The sequence below is a fragment of the Streptococcus sp. 2_1_36FAA genome (genome assembly GCF_000161955.2).
Taxonomy (GTDB): Bacteria; Bacillota; Bacilli; order Lactobacillales; family Streptococcaceae; genus Streptococcus; species Streptococcus gordonii.
In genome coordinates this window covers 429,820-443,634 of sequence record NZ_KI391976.1, presented here as the reverse complement: position 1 = coordinate 443,634, position 13,815 = coordinate 429,820, and the positions used below count along the sequence as shown (strand labels likewise).

Sequence of the window (13,815 nt, the reverse complement as noted above, 5' to 3'; positions counted from 1 at the left end):
TTTATGCCTCCTCTTCTTCATCTGGAATATATTCTAATATATCGCCGGGTTGGCATTCCAATTCTCGGCAAAGTGCATTGAGAGTTGAAAAGCGAACTGCTTTGGCTCGATTATTTTTCAAAATGGATAGATTGGCTGGTGTTAAATCAATCAGCTCAGCCAAGCGACCGGCACTGATACGTTTTTGTGCCATGACAAGGTCTAAATTTATCTGAATCATATGCCCTCCTAAATTGTGTAGTCTACTTGATCTTGCAGTTCAATAGCTTTGCCAAAAGCATTGCGAATGACACGGATAATTAAAGTTAAAATACTGCAAGAAACGGTCACTAAGAGCATAGGTAGATAGACTGTCAGTCCCATGAACAGTGAAATAAGAGCAACAATTCCAACCTCCCAGCCCAAATATCGGAGATATTGAACATTTTGTTGAATAAAAACTTGGTCCTGTCCGATATAATGAAGGAGTCGATAAAGATGAACAATACAGGTCAAAGCCAGTCCTCCTAAGGCATAACCTAGCAAGAGCAAAATCCAGAATCGGGCCTCGCCTTGAACGAGAGGGGAAGGAAATACGATAATAAGATTTACAATCCAAGGACCTAGGAAGATTAAGATAGTAGAAGCAATAAATAAAAGGCTAATACTGATTTTTGTGAGATTGATGCTCCAATCTTCAGCAGTCTTTTTTGTTTTGGTAGTCATAATATCCTCCGACAAATATTTTAGTTCTTAGTAACTATAACACAAAAATTATCGATAATCAATAAGATTCTATCGAAAAATAACAAAAAGTTATCGATTAAAGATCAGAAACTGCAAGTTTAAAAGTTTTAAAGACAGATTCGGATGGCTGTTGAATGGCAGCTATCTTATTTTTCTGCTTTGAAGAGACTTCTGATTTTTTAGGTCATTTTTGGTATAATAAAGGACAGGAAATACAAGGAAGTAAACCATGAAGATTTTTGACACACACACGCATTTAAATGTGGAAGAATTTGCTGGTCGAGAGGCAGAGGAGCTTCAATTAGCCAAAGAAATGAGTGTTGTTGCACACAATATTGTCGGTTTTGACCGACCGACCATTGAGCGCGCTTTGGAGTTGGCGGACAGCTATGATCAGCTTTATGCTACGATTGGCTGGCATCCGACTGAGGCGGGGACTTATGATGAGGCGGTAGAAGCCTATCTGCTGGATAAGCTTCGTCACCCCAAGGTTGTAGCTCTGGGCGAGATTGGTCTGGACTATCACTGGATGACTGCGCCTAAGGATGTTCAGGAGCGGGTTTTTCGACGCCAAATCCAGCTCTCCAAAGAGCTGAACCTGCCCTTTGTCGTTCACACACGTGACGCATTGGATGACACCTATGAGATTATCAAGAGTGAAGGTGTCGGACCTAGAGGTGGTATCATGCACTCTTATTCAGGTTCTTTGGAAATGGCAGAGCGCTTTATCGAGCTAGGAATGATGATTTCCTTTTCTGGAGTCGTCACCTTTAAAAAAGCGACAGATATTCAGGAGGCTGCGCAGAACCTGCCTTTGGACAAAATCCTCGTTGAGACGGATGCACCTTATCTGGCGCCGGTTCCCAAACGTGGTCGAGAAAACAAAACAGCCTATACCCGCTATGTGGTAGAGAAAATTGCGGAGCTGCGTGGGCTGACTGTCGAAGAAGTAGCGCAGGCGACCTATGATAATGCAAAGAAGGTGTTTGGGCTTGACTGAGAAGATAAAAATCCCTCAGGTGATTGTCGTTGAGGGCAAGGATGACACAGCCAATCTGCAACGATTTTACCAAGTTGACACTTACGAGACGAGAGGATCTGCGATCAATGAAGAAGATCTTGAGCGGATAGAGAAACTGCACCAGCTACGTGGCGTTATCGTCTTTACCGATCCAGACTACAATGGTGAGCGCATTCGTCGAATAATTATGGATGCTGTGCCAACTGCTCAGCATGCCTTTCTCCGACGAGATGAGGCAACTCCCAAGTCTAAGAACAAAGGTCGGTCGCTCGGAGTAGAACACGCTTCATTTGAGGATTTACAGCAGGCGTTAGCGGGGCTGGTCGGATATTTCGATGATGAAGATAATTTTGACATCACCAAAAGCGATCTTGTGCGATTAGGTCTGCTTATGGGAAGTGACAGCCGTCAGCGCCGAGAGTATCTGGGGGAAGAGCTTCGTATTGGCTATTCTAACGGAAAGCAGTTCCTCAAACGCTTGGAGTTGTTTGGGGTGACCTTGGCGGAAGTGGAAGAAGCTATGCGTAAATATTCAGTATAACGGAGTAAGGAATGAAAAAAGTAATTATTACGGGCGGCAATAGTGGTATTGGCTATCAGGCTGCAAAACAGTTGGCTGAAAAGGGGTGGTCAGTGACCCTATTTTGCCGTCGAAAAGCAGCTGCTGAGCAAGCCTGTGAGAAAATCCGTCAACAAACAGGAAATTCGCATGTAGATTATATCTTGGTTGATTTATCTGAGATGAAGAGCGTCAGGAAAGCAGTGGAACAGTATATCCAAAAAGAAGAGACTTTAGATGTTTTAATTAACAATGCGGCTGATTTTGACTTATCAATCAAAAAGCCAATTCTTACCAAAGACGGATTGGAAAAACAATTTGCGACCAACGTGGTTGCTCCCTTTTTACTTTCTACCTTGTTGAAGGGCTTGTTAGAAAAGTCAGAAAGTGGCCGAATTATTAATATTTCTTCCCAAGGGCTGGTACTTTATCCTTTCATGAAGCTTGATTTTGGAAATTTATCTGGTCGAAAACATTACAGTCCTGCTAAGACCTATTATCAGAATAAGCTGGCCCTGTTGATGCTGTCGCTTTATATGCGGAAACATTGGAAAGACATCAAGGTACAGGCAATCCGTGTGACCAATGTCAAAGTAGATATGCACCGCTATGATCACCTCAGCGGTTTTATGAAAAATCTGTATAAAATTAAGTCAAAATTTTCGATTAGTCCTGAAGAAATGGCGAAAGTCTATACGTCCTTATCTACAGAAGATGGATATGACGGTTTTTTGTATGATGAGAAATGCAGGGAAGTAAAAGCAAACCCATCTGCTTATGAGAAAGAAGAGCAGAAAAAACTTTACACCTTGCTAGCGCAAATGACCTGCGTAAAGGATAACGAATAAAGAATTAAAAATAAAGTCCATAAGGAGAAATAGCTTTGGCTTGGTTTAATTTTGGGAAGAAAAAAGAAAAAATAGAATCTGCAACAGAAGTTGAAGAAGAGACCAGTGAGACAAGTGCTTGCTTGGGAGTGTTTGACTTCTTTTCACTTGGGAAGTCCGATCAGCTGTTGATCTTGGGCCGATTGAAAGGGAGCTTAAAGTTAGGCGACCGTCTGCAAGTATGCAATCCTGGCGAAAGCTTTGAGTCTTTTGGCGAGCTGACGGTTGAAAAATTAAGCAATGGAAAAGAAGATTCTAACTTCTTGACAGACGAGCCCCTTGCCCATATTGTTGTAGCTGCATCTGAAATCGCAGGTCGACTTAAAAAGGGGAGTGTTCTCTATACGTCCAATATAGATGAGCGCCAGCTTTTATCTAGTTATACAGATGCCCTCTATACATCTTTTGTGGAAATGCAGAATGGAGATATGAGCAATGAAGACTATCTGAGAGCTAGTTTAGAAGATAGTGTAGAAATTTTGCGTTTGTTCTTATGGGATTGTAGAGAGAATCGACAAAATGGAAGCGAAGAAGAATATCAAAAAAATCTGGCTAAAATTGCCCATCTTGAGGAAGTTGTCAGAGACAAGCTACTTGAAGCAGATGAGGTCTATGTGATTTATTCGCAATTAACAGGAGAGCCTTATATGTTTTCAAAGACATATGACCGAGGAGATGATGGCTACCTGTGTACTGATCCCTTGATTCACCTCTCGACTTCTCGTTGGTATCATCATTACAAAGAAACGTTTGACAGTCAGCCGAATACCGAAGTGAGACGGATTGAAAATACAGAGGACAAGGAAGCTATTAAAAACTTCTTGGGTTCCGCTTTTTACCTTAATGGTGCGCTAGGAATTATCATGAATTCAGATGATGTGTGCATCAAGGCTCAAAGCTTGGTAGAAAAACCTGATTTTTCAAATCTACCTGAGATCCAGGTACCTGTCATGAATCCTGATGTAGTGAGATGGTTACTTTTACTTGGACAGCTAGGCAAGCCTGACACTGAAGACAAACAGCTGGTAGACAGGCTTTATTATGGCTTCCTATCAAAGGCAGTGCCTAAGGCTAAATTCCTCATTCCGGTGCGAAGAGGAGAGAACTTCCCTGAAGCGAGCGATGAAGCCAAGGAAGTAATGTTAGAAAGAGGGGCTAGTCTAGATTTACCAGTTCGAGAAGGGAAAGACGGCCGACAAGCTATCTCTCTCTTTACAGACTGGAAACGTCTGCGGATGGTTTTTGATGAAGAGTGGAACGGTATGATCGAGCCGGCAGGGAATATGATTGCTATGTTTGACTATATTGTCAATGGAACAGAGTATCTAAAAGCGGGATGTTACATAAGTCAAGATTCTTTCAAAGAAATGGAAAAACTAAGTGCCGAGTTAAATGATGCTCCAAAGCAGTAGAAGAGGTAAATATGAAGATTATAGTTGACAGAGTCTCTGTTAGTGCAGGAGATGACACTGTTCCACATAAGACAGAATATGAAGTGTCTGAAGAAATGACGGTAGGAGCTTTCTTTGCTTTTCTTGAAGAAGATAGTTATCTCCCTCTTGTTCAAGGAAGTGATGTTGTATGGGGGCTTCGCAATATCAATGGGGAGCAGGGGGCCTACTTTACAAAAACAAAAGAGACGCTTCAATCAGATGCCTTGTTAAAAACAATGATTGAAGAGGCAAATGGTGATAGCCGATTTGAGCTAATTTACCATTCTACACCTGAAAATTATTTAAAAAGAAAAGAGAATAGATGAGAATTGCAGACCATAGTGTGACCCGTGCCATTCTGGAGCGTCACGGTTTCACCTTTAAAAAATCTTTCGGTCAGAATTTCCTGACTGATACCAACATCCTCCAGAAGATTGTGGATACGGCTGAGATTGACAAAAATGTCAATGTTATCGAGATTGGTCCTGGGATTGGGGCTTTGACAGAATTTTTGGCAGAAAATGCTGCGGAAGTCATGGCCTTTGAGATAGATGATCGGTTGGTGCCGATTTTAGCGGATACTTTGCGCGATTTTGACAATGTGACAGTGGTCAATCAGGATATTCTTAAGGTTGATTTGGCTCAGTACATAGCAGAGTTTAAGAATCCAGACCTGCCTATCAAGGTAGTGGCAAATCTGCCCTACTACATCACGACGCCGATTCTCATGCACTTGATTGAGAGCGGAATTCCTTTTAGTGAGTTTGTCGTTATGATGCAAAAAGAAGTAGCAGATCGGATTTCGGCTCAGCCTAATACCAAGGCCTACGGCAGTTTGTCGATTGCGGTCCAGTATTACATGACGGCCAAGGTAGCCTTTATCGTACCGCGGACAGTCTTTGTGCCTGCTCCAAATGTGGATTCGGCAATTCTTAAGATGGTGCGAAGAGAGCGACCAGCAGTTGAGGTCCAGGACGAGAAATTCTTTTTCAAGGTCACCAAGGCCAGTTTTGTTCACCGGAGGAAGACTCTCTGGAATAACCTGACTAGCTATTTCGGTAAGTCTGAAGAAGTCAAGACCAAGCTTGAAAGAGCTTTAGAAAAAGCCGATCTTGCGGCCAATGTTCGAGGAGAAGCGCTAGACTTGGCAGCTTTTGCCCGCTTGAGTGACGCATTAAAGTCCGAAGGATTGTAAAAAAAAGAAGATCTGCTCTCTGGTAGCAGGTCTTCTATTTTATTAATGAGGTATACATGAAAGTGAAATATCTATCTTTGTTTTCTGGACTACTCTGGTTTTCGCAGTCATTACTCCATTTTTTGCTGATGCTAGGCCTGCCTCTGGGACGTTTGGTCTTTGGTGGTGCTTTTGTAGTGTTTCCTTTATGGTTGCGGCCGGTTAACTTCTTGCTGTTCTCATTGTGGGCTTTCTTTAGTTTTAGTTATCTAGCTTTTGGTGGTTGGTTGAAAAGTGGCTTGAGGTCTTCAGTTTTGAAGAAAGTTATTTTAGTTGGAACTGTGTTTCTATTTTTGGCTACGGTTTTCAATTTCTTTATCAGTACGAGTCCGTTAGAGAAATATTTAACTGGGGGCCTGACCTTCCTAGCTTTTCTAAGCAGTAGCCTTCTTCTCCATAATAAGAAAAAATCCTATCATGATTGATAGGATTGCTTTTGATGCGGAGGAAGGGATTTGAACCCTCACACCCGTACGGGCACATGCGCCTGAAGCATGCGTGTCTGCCGTTCCACCACCTCCGCTTGTTCTCTATTATAACATATTTTTTAAAAAATCCAAGAAAAAATAGCCAGATTAGACAGTGCCATCCATAGAAGCAAATGAGGCTGGAAATTCTTATTCCAGCCTCTAGTTATGATGAATCGCAAATAAAAGTTGAAGAATCTTTCTCTACCCTCGCTTGCTATTTTTTTATTATTTATTCTACAATTTGCGGATAGAGGGTTTCTTGTTCTTTGGATGTATCTTTCAAGATGAAGATAGCCCATAAGAGAGCTAAAATGAAGACAACCAAGCCAGGAACTCCTCCCTCAGGTCCGAATTGTCCACCTGTGATAAGTGTACGATTGGAAGTTGTAAAGTACATCAAGGAAGACTCGCTGTCAAATCCACTGACATGGAAACCATAAACGTTACCCATGATGAAGTTCCAAGCGAAGTGGAAGCCACAAGGTCCCCAGATATTTCCGCGCTTCAGAGCGTAAACGGCTGTGAAAAGGCCAAAAACGAATAGGTGGACAGTTGAGAGCCAAGAAGCACCATTGTTATCCAAATGGAAATAAGAGAACATGGTAGAAGCAATCAAAATGGCTAAGTAGGTGTTTTTATGATAGCAAATAATGGGAATCAACCATCCGCGAATGTAAATCTCTTCTGCAGCTGTTTGGAATATATAGCCAATGAGAACTAATATCCAAGAAACGAGAAAAGGCAGACTAAATTGGATCCGGTCAAACTTAGCATCTCCTGTAATGAAGAAGACGATTAAGACGGTCGTAATCATGATGGCACCCACCAACACACCTTTAGCGAATTCGGGAAGGCCATTTCCTCTAGAGAATCCCATGGTTCGTATTGGTCGTTTTTCAATGAATTTGACCCAAAGGAAGAAGGCGATAATGGTGTAGAGGAAGGACCAAAGGTCCAAAATATTCCACCAGTCAGGAATCCAATTTTGCTTGTCTAAGAAAAAGTTAGTTGAAGCCCTACTAATCGGAGACATATATTGGGTAATATAATAAAGGATGAAGGGAGCTAAAAACCAAGGAGTCAAAAACTTCCCTTTTTTGACATTGGAAATGAGCGGGTTGCTCTTTGAGAGAAATGAAAGGCTCATAAATAACCTCCTTATAGCTAGCATGAACCATTAAAGAAGTTAGAGACTTGCTTCTTGATGAAGAAGTTTCTGCTTCACTGGAATTCCAGTAGTAACCAGATGGACAAGTGCCTTGTGATTGTCACCTTCCCTTCTAATTGTACTTGTCCCATTCCTCACACGAGGCATATAGATGTTTGTTATTTACCTCTTTATTATAAAACTTTCAGAAAACGTTTACAACATTCTGTCCTTGTTTATCTAGAAAATCTTACAACTAAAGAATTTGTGGCTTTCTTAGTAAACATGTAAGCTAAATCAAACATTTTTTGTTATAATGGGTGTACTAACTTTTAAGGAGTAATCTTGCAAGGTAAAATCATTAAAGCCTTGGCTGGTTTCTATTATGTAGAGTCGGCTGGGCAAATTTATCAAACCAGAGCTAGAGGAAATTTTCGAAAAAAAGGACAGACACCCTACGTTGGCGACAAGGTTGAATTTTCAGCAGAAAAGGACTCAGAAGGTTATATTTTAAAAATAGCAGAGCGCAAAAACAGTCTTGTGCGTCCTCCGATTGTGAATATTGACCAGGCAGTTGTTATCATGAGTGCGAAGGAGCCAGATTTTAATCCAAACCTCCTGGATCGATTCTTGGTTCTCTTGGAACATAAAGGGATTCATCCGATTCTCTATATTAGTAAACTGGATTTGCTGGAACGCGAAAATGAGCTAGATGAGTTCTTACAAGTCTATCGAACAATTGGCTACGATGTGGTCCAAAACGTTGAGGAATTGTTGCCTCTTCTAGCGGATAAAATAACTGTTTTTATGGGACAAACAGGAGTTGGGAAATCAACTCTTCTCAATAAGATTGCCCCAGATCTGCGGCTCGAAACAGGAGAGATTTCTGAAAGTCTAGGCCGAGGCCGTCATACGACACGGGCTGTCAGCTTTTACAATCTGAACGGTGGGAAGATTGCCGATACGCCAGGATTTTCTTCATTGGATTACGAGGTGAGTACGGCTGAAGATCTCAATCAAGCTTTTCCTGAGATTGCTGAGTTTAGCAAATTCTGTAAGTTTCGTACTTGTACCCATACCCATGAACCAAATTGTGCAGTCAAGCCAGCGGTCGAAAGTAGTCGGATAGCAACTTTTCGCTTTGACAACTATCTGCAATTTCTCAGTGAGATTGAAAATCGAAGAGAAACCTATAAAAAAACAGCTAAGAAAATACCTAAATAGGAAACAGGAGAAAAACTATGACACAATTTAAAATTTCACCATCTATCTTGAGTGCTGATTACGCTAATTTTGAAAGTGAATTGAAAAGACTAGAAGCGGCTGGAGCTGACTATGCTCATATTGACGTAATGGACGGCCACTTTGTTCCTAATATCACCTTTGGAGCGGGTGTTGTAGCTAGCATGCGTCCACATAGCAAATTGGTGTTTGACTGTCATCTGATGGTTACAAATCCTGAGAAGCATATCGAGGATTTCGTTCGTGCTGGAGCAGATATTATCACAATCCATGTCGAAGCAACTCCTCATATCCACGGTGCCCTCCAACAAATTCGTGCCGCAGGAGTAAAAGCAGGTGTCGTAATCAATCCAGGTACTCCGGTTCAAGCGATTAAGCACGTCTTAGGCTTGGTAGACCAGGTCTTAGTGATGACTGTGAACCCTGGCTTTGGCGGACAAGCCTTTCTACCTGAGACCTTGGTTAAAGTTAGTGAGTTAGCTAGTCTTCGGGAACAAGAACAACTACAATTTGATATCGAGGTTGATGGTGGTATTGACAATCAAACCATTAAGCTAGCAAAAGAAGCTGGTGCTAATGTCTTTGTAGCAGGTAGCTATGTCTTTAAAGGCGATGTCGACCATCAAGTTCAAACCTTGAAGGAAGCCTTACATGACTAAGATTGTCTTAGTTGCTGGAGGTCAATTAGAAGAATTACCATCAGATGCTGATGTATGGATCGGTGTGGATAGAGGTAGCCTCTACTTGATAGAGCAGGGGATTACCCCAGATTTGGCGGTGGGAGATTTCGATTCTGTATCCCAGCAGGAATTTGAGCTCATTCAAAAACAAGCTAAAGAGGTCCTACGTGCCCAGCCAGAAAAAGATGATACAGATCTTGAGTTGGCTGTCGCAGCTACTTTTGAGCGCTATCCAGACGCAAATGTTACTATTTTTGCTGCTTTTGGAGGCCGTATGGATCATACTCTAGCCAATGTTTTTCTTCCCAGCAATCCAAAGATTGCTCCTTATATGGAGCGGCTTGCTTTGCAAGATGAACAAAACCTACTTACCTATCGACCAGCAGGCAAACATTTAATCGATTCTGTAGAAGGAATGGCCTATGTTGCCTTTATGTCAACACAGGATATTGCCTTGACCATTGAAGGAGCCAAGTATCCTTTAAATGAAAAAAACTTTTTCTTTAAAAAAGTCTATGCTTCTAACGAATTTATAGGTAGACCCATTTCCCTGTCTTTTGATTCTGGGTATGTGGTGATTATGTATAGTAAAGATAGGAATTAAGATGGAGATACTTATCATCATTTTGCTGGTAGCCAATCTTCTTTTGACTTTCTTGCTTTGGCAGAGCCAAACACAGCAAAAGAAGGATGTTCAAGAAATCTTGGAAGCGCAGGCGGACCATTTATCAGATCAGCTTGATTATCGTTTGGAGCAGGAAAAACAAGCTTCCTTGCTACAACAAAAAAATCTAGAGATAGGCTTGGGAGATCGTTTTAGTTCTCTACACACAAGTTTGCATCGGGATTTGACAGATTTACGGGCAGAAATCAGTGATAATTTGACAAAGAATCGCGATAAGACAGATGAACGCATGAAACAGATTCAAGAGTCTAATGAATTACGTCTAGAGCAAATGAGACAGACAGTAGAAGAAAAATTGGAAAAGACTCTTCAGACTCGCCTTCAGACCTCTTTTGAGTCCGTTTCTAAGCAATTGGAATCAGTCAACCGCGGTCTAGGTGAAATGCAGCATATTGCGCGCGATGTTGGAACCCTTAATAAGGTCCTTTCAAATACTAAAACTCGTGGTATTATGGGCGAGTTACAGCTGGGTCAGATTATCGAAGATATCTTGACTCCAAGTCAGTACGAGCGGGAGTTTGCTACTGTTTCAGGCTCTAGCGAAAGAGTTGAGTATGCAGTCAAGTTGCCTGGGCAAACTGATCAAGACTATGTTTATCTACCGATTGATTCGAAATTTCCTTTGGCTGATTACTATCGCTTGGAAGACGCTTATGAATCTGGTAATAAAGAAGAGATTGAACTCTATCGCAAGGCACTGCTAAATAGTGTTAAACGCTTTGCAAAAGACATTCGCAGCAAGTATTTAGCACCTCCTGCTACAACCAACTTTGGGATTATGTTTTTACCGACAGAGGGTCTCTATTCAGAAGTTGTTCGCAATCCAGAATTTTTTGACAACCTTCGTAGAGAAGAGCAGATTGTAGTTGCTGGACCATCGACTTTATCAGCCCTACTCAACTCACTATCCGTTGGATTCAAAACTCTGAACATTCAAAAGAGTGCGGATGACATCAGCAAGGTTTTGGGAAGCGTCAAACTAGAATTTAATAAATTCGCAGGTATTTTGGTTAAGGCGCAGAAGCATTTGCAGCACGCTTCGGGGAATATTGATGATTTGCTGACACGCAGAACAAATGCCATTGAGAGAACCTTACGCCAGATTGAATTGTCAGATGAGGATTTGCATATAGACCTGCTTGATGTGCCAGAAGAAAGGGAAGATCATGAAAATTAACCAAATGAAAAAAGATGAATTTTTTGAAGGGTTTTACTTGATTAAATCAGCTGAAGTTCGACAGACGAGGGCAGGGAAGGATTATATCGCCTTTACTTTTCAAGATGATAGTGGAGAGATCGAAGGGAAACTCTGGGATGCCCAGCCCCATAACGTAGCTGAATATACAGCTGGAAAAGTTGTTCATATGCAAGGTCGCCGAGAAGTTTACAATAATACTCCTCAGGTTAATCAGTTAGTTCTACGCCTTCCTAGAGCAGGTGAGCCTAACGATCCAGCTGACTTTAAAGAAAAACCTCCAGTGGATCCGAAGGATTTGCGAGATTATTTGGCTCAGATGATTTTCAAGATTGAAAATCCGGTTTGGCAACGTGTTGTCCGAGCTTTATATAGCAAGTATGACAAGGAATTCTATTCTTATCCTGCGGCCAAGACCAATCATCACGCTTTTGAATCTGGCTTAGCCTTTCACACGGCAACTATGGTTCGCTTGGCTGATGCGATTGGAGATATCTACCCTCAGCTCAACAAGAGTCTGCTCTTTGCTGGAATTATGTTGCACGATTTAGCAAAAGTAATCGAACTAAGTGGTCCTGATGACACCGAGTACACAGTTCGTGGCAACTTAATTGGCCACATTGCTTTAATTGACGAAGAAATTACAAAAGTTCTTCTAGAATTGAAGATTGACGACAGTAAGGAAGATGTGATTGTCTTGCGTCATGTCATATTGAGTCACCATGGCTTGCTTGAATATGGAAGTCCAGTTCGTCCAAGGATTATGGAGGCGGAGATTCTTCATATGATTGACAACTTAGATGCAGAAATGATGATGATGACAGGTGCCTTGGCTAAGGTTGGAGAAGGAGAAATGACCAGTCGTATTTTTGCTATGGACAATCGTTCCTTCTATAAACCCAATTTAGACTAAAGAAAAAACGAAAAATGAGCATTATATTTGAAATAATGTTCGTTTTTTTGATAGAGTATGTTATAATGAAGAAAAATAACAAGAACGGTGAAAATATGAAACTAAGAAGAAGTGACCGGATGGTAGTAATTTCAAACTATCTTTTAAACCACCCTTATGAACTAACTAGTCTGAATACTTTTGCTGAAAAGTATGAATCAGCTAAATCCTCTATTTCAGAAGATATTGTCATCATCAAACGCGCTTTTGAAGAGATCGAGATTGGATCTATTGAAACAATTACTGGTGCGGGAGGAGGAGTCATCTTTACCCCTTCTATTTCTGATAGAGAGTCTAGAAAAATTGTTGAAGGACTACGAGACCAATTGTCAGAAAGTAACCGCATTTTACCAGGTGGCTATATCTACCTATCTGATCTCTTGAGCACTCCATCTATTTTAAATAGTATTGGGCGGATTATCGCCAAAGCTTTTCGCGATCAAAAAATCGATGCTGTCATGACAGTAGCTACTAAGGGAGTTCCTCTTGCTAATGCCGTGGCCAATACATTGAATGTTCCTTTTGTGATTGTCCGTCGTGATTTAAAAATTACAGAAGGTTCAACTGTTAGCGTTAACTATGTTTCTGGTTCTAGCGATCGGATCGAAAAGATGTTTTTATCAAAGCGTAGCTTGAAAGCAGGTAGCCGAGTTTTGATAGTGGACGACTTCCTTAAGGGAGGCGGTACAATCAATGGGATGATTAGCTTGCTTGCTGAATTCGAATCGGAGTTAGCAGGTGTAGCTGTTTTTGCGGATAACGCCCAGGAAAAGAGAGAACATCTGTCTTATAAATCTTTATTGAAAGTGACCAATATCGATGTAAAAGAAAATAAAATCGATGTTGAAGTCGGAAATATTTTTGATAAATAAGCAGGAAAAGTATTATGAGAAGTATATTTGAGAAATTTGACCGAATTCCAATTTGGGTTCGTATAGGAGTTTTATTGCTATTAATAGTGATTTTGATTACTGGCTTGTTTTTTATAAAGCCAAACTACAAAACAAGTCACCAGTCCTCAACAGTTGCTTCATACAGCCGTACGTCTAGTTCCAAAGTTGATTCATCTAATGAAAAGACTTCTTCTAATCAGGATAAAACGAAAAATTCAGATACACAAAGTCTTGCTAATGCAGAAACTCTTGTGAAGGAATTAGAAGCTGAGCAGACCGAAGAAAATGTGTCACTTGCGCAGGCAGCAGTTGACAAGGTGAAGGATCTAGATGCTAAAGCTAGGTTGCAGGATAGGATTCAGGCAGTTAAAGATACCATAGCTGCAAACCGAGCTGCAAATGCTGCGCAACCACAAATTCAACAGCAACCGGTCTATCAAGCGCCTACAATCCAAACTCCAGCAGCACCTTCAACTGTTGATACTCAAACACAAACTGAAGAAGCCCCTTCTGCTAACACAACTACACAATAAGAGAAGTTCCTAAGAGCTTCTCTTATTTGTATTAGTTCAAGATTCACAAAGTAAAAAGAGCAAAAAATGAAGAAATCTATTGACTCGCCAACTGGCCCGTGTTATAATGATAGACGGTACTTTTTACTTTTGGTCTCTCAAAAGTGTACAGAGACGTG

Annotated in this window: 17 protein-coding genes and 1 tRNA gene; 14 read left to right on the top strand and 4 right to left on the bottom strand. The window is 41.1% G+C overall.

All coding sequences use genetic code 11. The features are described 5' to 3' along the window. Position 1: 1 nt before the first annotated feature. Positions 2–220, bottom strand: coding sequence for a helix-turn-helix domain-containing protein (locus tag HMPREF0847_RS09930; protein ID WP_008808208.1), 219 nt, complete (start codon positions 218–220; stop codon positions 2–4). 8 nt (positions 221–228) lie between these two features. Further along, complete coding sequence (locus tag HMPREF0847_RS09925) at positions 229–705, bottom strand: DUF2975 domain-containing protein (protein WP_008808209.1); 477 nt, start codon at positions 703–705, stop codon at positions 229–231. A gap of 250 nt (positions 706–955) precedes the next feature. Here HMPREF0847_RS09925 and HMPREF0847_RS09920 point away from each other — a divergent pair, with 250 nt between their 5' ends. The 7 genes from HMPREF0847_RS09920 to HMPREF0847_RS11485 are packed head-to-tail and all read left to right on the top strand — an operon-like array spanning position 956 to position 6,285. Then, a complete protein-coding gene (locus HMPREF0847_RS09920) occupies positions 956–1,726 on the top strand; it encodes a TatD family hydrolase (RefSeq protein ID WP_008808210.1) in 771 nt (256 codons plus the stop codon). After that, positions 1,719–2,288, top strand: coding sequence for a ribonuclease M5 (rnmV, locus tag HMPREF0847_RS09915; RefSeq protein ID WP_020992827.1), 570 nt, complete (start codon positions 1,719–1,721; stop codon positions 2,286–2,288). Before HMPREF0847_RS09920 ends, rnmV begins: the two co-directional genes overlap by 8 nt. Positions 2,289–2,299: 11 nt before the next feature. Beyond that, positions 2,300–3,154, top strand: coding sequence for an SDR family NAD(P)-dependent oxidoreductase (locus HMPREF0847_RS09910; protein WP_008808212.1), 855 nt, complete (start codon positions 2,300–2,302; stop codon positions 3,152–3,154). 35 nt (positions 3,155–3,189) lie between these two features. Beyond that, the gene (locus HMPREF0847_RS09905; protein ID WP_008808213.1) at positions 3,190–4,605 is read left to right on the top strand and encodes an SseB family protein; all 1,416 of its coding nucleotides are present in this window, start codon (positions 3,190–3,192) and stop codon (positions 4,603–4,605) included. A gap of 11 nt (positions 4,606–4,616) precedes the next feature. Next, the gene (locus tag HMPREF0847_RS09900; RefSeq protein ID WP_008808214.1) at positions 4,617–4,952 is read left to right on the top strand and encodes a hypothetical protein; all 336 of its coding nucleotides are present in this window, start codon (positions 4,617–4,619) and stop codon (positions 4,950–4,952) included. Then, on the top strand, positions 4,949–5,821 hold the full coding sequence (gene rsmA / locus HMPREF0847_RS09895; RefSeq protein ID WP_008808215.1) for a 16S rRNA (adenine(1518)-N(6)/adenine(1519)-N(6))-dimethyltransferase RsmA: 873 nt from the start codon (positions 4,949–4,951) through the stop codon (positions 5,819–5,821). The genes HMPREF0847_RS09900 and rsmA overlap by 4 nt, the downstream gene beginning before the upstream one ends. A 56-nt stretch (positions 5,822–5,877) precedes the next feature. After that, a complete protein-coding gene (locus HMPREF0847_RS11485; protein ID WP_008808216.1) occupies positions 5,878–6,285 on the top strand; it encodes a hypothetical protein in 408 nt (135 codons plus the stop codon). 15 nt (positions 6,286–6,300) lie between these two features. On the opposite strand, the gene HMPREF0847_RS09885 is transcribed toward HMPREF0847_RS11485, so the two are convergent. Together HMPREF0847_RS09885 and HMPREF0847_RS09880 are read right to left on the bottom strand one after the other, a co-directional pair. Beyond that, positions 6,301–6,383: transfer RNA gene (locus HMPREF0847_RS09885), tRNA-Leu, on the bottom strand. A 176-nt stretch (positions 6,384–6,559) separates the two neighbouring features. Next, positions 6,560–7,477, bottom strand: a complete 918-nt coding sequence (locus tag HMPREF0847_RS09880; protein WP_008808217.1) for a CPBP family intramembrane glutamic endopeptidase — start codon at positions 7,475–7,477, stop codon at positions 6,560–6,562. Positions 7,478–7,822: 345 nt separating this feature from the next. Between HMPREF0847_RS09880 and rsgA the strand changes: the two genes are divergently transcribed. The 7 genes from rsgA to HMPREF0847_RS09845 all read left to right on the top strand — a co-directional run bounded on the left by rsgA (position 7,823) and on the right by HMPREF0847_RS09845 (position 13,657). After that, complete coding sequence (rsgA, locus tag HMPREF0847_RS09875) at positions 7,823–8,701, top strand: ribosome small subunit-dependent GTPase A (RefSeq protein WP_008808218.1); 879 nt, start codon at positions 7,823–7,825, stop codon at positions 8,699–8,701. A gap of 17 nt (positions 8,702–8,718) precedes the next feature. Next, positions 8,719–9,378 carry a ribulose-phosphate 3-epimerase gene (gene rpe, locus HMPREF0847_RS09870; protein WP_008808219.1) on the top strand — a complete coding sequence of 220 codons (660 nt, stop codon included), beginning with the start codon at positions 8,719–8,721 and terminating at the stop codon, positions 9,376–9,378. Next, positions 9,371–10,003, top strand: a complete 633-nt coding sequence (locus HMPREF0847_RS09865; RefSeq protein ID WP_008808220.1) for a thiamine diphosphokinase — start codon at positions 9,371–9,373, stop codon at positions 10,001–10,003. Before rpe ends, HMPREF0847_RS09865 begins: the two co-directional genes overlap by 8 nt. Position 10,004: 1 nt before the next feature. Then, positions 10,005–11,261, top strand: coding sequence for a DNA recombination protein RmuC (locus tag HMPREF0847_RS09860; RefSeq protein WP_008808221.1), 1,257 nt, complete (start codon positions 10,005–10,007; stop codon positions 11,259–11,261). Continuing rightward, complete coding sequence (locus HMPREF0847_RS09855; protein ID WP_008808222.1) at positions 11,251–12,192, top strand: 3'-5' exoribonuclease YhaM family protein; 942 nt, start codon at positions 11,251–11,253, stop codon at positions 12,190–12,192. Before HMPREF0847_RS09860 ends, HMPREF0847_RS09855 begins: the two co-directional genes overlap by 11 nt. A gap of 95 nt (positions 12,193–12,287) precedes the next feature. Next, positions 12,288–13,103 (top strand): pur operon repressor, encoded by an 816-nt coding sequence (gene purR, locus HMPREF0847_RS09850; RefSeq protein ID WP_008808223.1) that lies wholly within the window; start codon positions 12,288–12,290, stop codon positions 13,101–13,103. Between the two features lie 14 nt (positions 13,104–13,117). After that, complete coding sequence (locus tag HMPREF0847_RS09845) at positions 13,118–13,657, top strand: hypothetical protein (protein ID WP_008808224.1); 540 nt, start codon at positions 13,118–13,120, stop codon at positions 13,655–13,657. Positions 13,658–13,815 lie beyond the last annotated feature (158 nt).

What these genes read in the sequence shown, in the direction of transcription:
- rpe (WP_008808219.1), top strand. Translation starts at nt 8,719, where the DNA reads ATGACACAATTTAAAATTTCACCATCTATCTTGAGTGCTGATTACGCT.
- HMPREF0847_RS09920 (WP_008808210.1), top strand. Translation starts at nt 956, where the DNA reads ATGAAGATTTTTGACACACACACGCATTTAAATGTGGAAGAATTTGCT.
- HMPREF0847_RS09845 (WP_008808224.1), top strand. Translation starts at nt 13,118, where the DNA reads ATGAGAAGTATATTTGAGAAATTTGACCGAATTCCAATTTGGGTTCGT.
- HMPREF0847_RS09910 (WP_008808212.1), top strand. Translation starts at nt 2,300, where the DNA reads ATGAAAAAAGTAATTATTACGGGCGGCAATAGTGGTATTGGCTATCAG.
- HMPREF0847_RS09925 (WP_008808209.1), bottom strand. Translation starts at nt 705, where the DNA reads ATGACTACCAAAACAAAAAAGACTGCTGAAGATTGGAGCATCAATCTC.
- HMPREF0847_RS09900 (WP_008808214.1), top strand. Translation starts at nt 4,617, where the DNA reads ATGAAGATTATAGTTGACAGAGTCTCTGTTAGTGCAGGAGATGACACT.
- HMPREF0847_RS09865 (WP_008808220.1), top strand. Translation starts at nt 9,371, where the DNA reads ATGACTAAGATTGTCTTAGTTGCTGGAGGTCAATTAGAAGAATTACCA.
- HMPREF0847_RS11485 (WP_008808216.1), top strand. Translation starts at nt 5,878, where the DNA reads ATGAAAGTGAAATATCTATCTTTGTTTTCTGGACTACTCTGGTTTTCG.
- purR (WP_008808223.1), top strand. Translation starts at nt 12,288, where the DNA reads ATGAAACTAAGAAGAAGTGACCGGATGGTAGTAATTTCAAACTATCTT.
- HMPREF0847_RS09930 (WP_008808208.1), bottom strand. Translation starts at nt 220, where the DNA reads ATGATTCAGATAAATTTAGACCTTGTCATGGCACAAAAACGTATCAGT.
- rsmA (WP_008808215.1), top strand. Translation starts at nt 4,949, where the DNA reads ATGAGAATTGCAGACCATAGTGTGACCCGTGCCATTCTGGAGCGTCAC.
- HMPREF0847_RS09855 (WP_008808222.1), top strand. Translation starts at nt 11,251, where the DNA reads ATGAAAATTAACCAAATGAAAAAAGATGAATTTTTTGAAGGGTTTTAC.
- HMPREF0847_RS09880 (WP_008808217.1), bottom strand. Translation starts at nt 7,477, where the DNA reads ATGAGCCTTTCATTTCTCTCAAAGAGCAACCCGCTCATTTCCAATGTC.
- HMPREF0847_RS09860 (WP_008808221.1), top strand. Translation starts at nt 10,005, where the DNA reads ATGGAGATACTTATCATCATTTTGCTGGTAGCCAATCTTCTTTTGACT.